Genomic DNA, 1424 nt, shown 5'->3' on the forward strand with positions numbered 1-1424 from the left:
GGCTGCTGCCGCAGACGCCCGTCGCGCCCGAGGCGATCACCGTCGCCGACCTGGTGTCCCGGGGCCGGCAGCCGCATCAGGCCTGGTGGAAGCAGTGGTCGGAGGAGGACGAACGGGCCGTCGCCGACGCCATGGAACGCACCGACGTCGCCGCGCTCGCCGACCGGTCCGTCGACGCGCTGTCGGGCGGGCAGCGGCAGCGGGTGTGGATCGCGATGGCCCTCGCGCAGGAGACGGACCTGCTGCTCCTCGACGAGCCCACCACCTACCTGGACATCTCCCACCAGGTGGAGGTCCTCGACCTGGTCCGCCGCCTCAACCGGCTCCGCGGGCGGACCGTCGTCCTCGTCCTCCACGACCTGAACCAGGCCGCGCGGTACGCCGACCACCTCGTCGCCATGAAGGCGGGGCGGGTGATCGCGGAGGGCGCGCCGTCGGACATCGTGACGGCGGAGCTCGTACGGGACGTCTTCGGGCTGTCGTCGGTGGTGGTCCCGGACCCGGTGACGGGGTCACCGCTGGTGGTGCCGGGGGCGCCGTGGCATGCGGAAACCCCGGCCCCGAACTGACCCGCGCCGCCGTGCGGGCCCACAACGGGCGCGGGTCAGTGCTTGCGGGAGCGCCAGAGCAGGAACAGGGCCGAGGCGATCGCCGCACCCCGCAGGACCCACGGCCACGTCTCGGAGATCGCCGCGCCCATCGCCTCGCCGCCCGGGGCCACCGCCTCGCCCCAGCGGCCCTGGACGCGGCCCCACAGCCAGAGGATCCCGGTCGCGGCGCTGAGGCCGGGGATCACCAGGACGGCGCCCTTGACCTCGGCCGGGGTCAGCCGGCGGGAGGCGTACGCGAGGAGCCAGCCCGCCGCGAGGGCCACCAGCGAGCCGAAGACCGCGCCGCCGAGCAGGAGCAGCGCGGCGAGCAGCACGAAGGGGTTCGCGAGACGGGCACGGGCCGGGGCGGCCCCCTCGGTCTCTCCCTCGGGCGCCTCCTCCACGGCCGGCGCCTCCGCCCTGCGGCGCCGGAGGACACGGGCCAGTCGGCGGCGCTTCCCCGGCACGGGGGCCCCGGCCGCCTCGTCCTCGGCCGCCTCGTCCTCCTCCGGGGGCGTGAAGAGGTCGGGGCGCTCGATGCCGCCGACGAAGCCGAGGAAGTCGTCGTCGGTGTCCTTGGTGTCCTCGGTGTCCGTATGCCACCAGTCCGAGGCGCGCCCGGCGCCGGGAACGCCGGGAGCGGCAGGGGCGGCGGAGCCCGCGCCGTCCGGGCCTCGGTCGTCCTGAGCGGGAATCGCGGGGCCCGACGCACCAGGGCGCGACGCGCCGGGGCGCGCAGTGCCGGGGCGCGCAGCACCGGAGCCCGTAGCGCCGGGGCGCGCAGCGCCACCACCCGACGCGCCCGAGGCCGCCTCGCCCCGGCGCTACGGGCTC

Annotated in this window: 2 protein-coding genes; one reads left to right on the forward strand and one right to left on the reverse strand. The window is 77.0% G+C overall.

Annotated elements, in window-relative coordinates; translation table 11 throughout:
- On the forward strand, positions 1-569 hold a 569-nt coding region (locus tag CCN56_RS37115; protein ID WP_107484290.1), incomplete at its 5' end, for an ABC transporter ATP-binding protein.
- Between the two features lie 35 nt (positions 570-604).
- On the opposite strand, the gene CCN56_RS37120 is transcribed toward CCN56_RS37115, so the two are convergent.
- On the reverse strand, positions 605-994 hold the full coding sequence (locus CCN56_RS37120) for a hypothetical protein (RefSeq protein WP_086832117.1): 390 nt from the start codon (positions 992-994) through the stop codon (positions 605-607).
- Between the last annotated feature and the right edge of the window lie 430 nt (positions 995-1424).

The organism is Streptomyces sp. NRRL B-24572, assembly GCF_002156145.1.
GTDB lineage: Bacteria > Actinomycetota > Actinomycetes > Streptomycetales > Streptomycetaceae > Streptomyces > Streptomyces vietnamensis.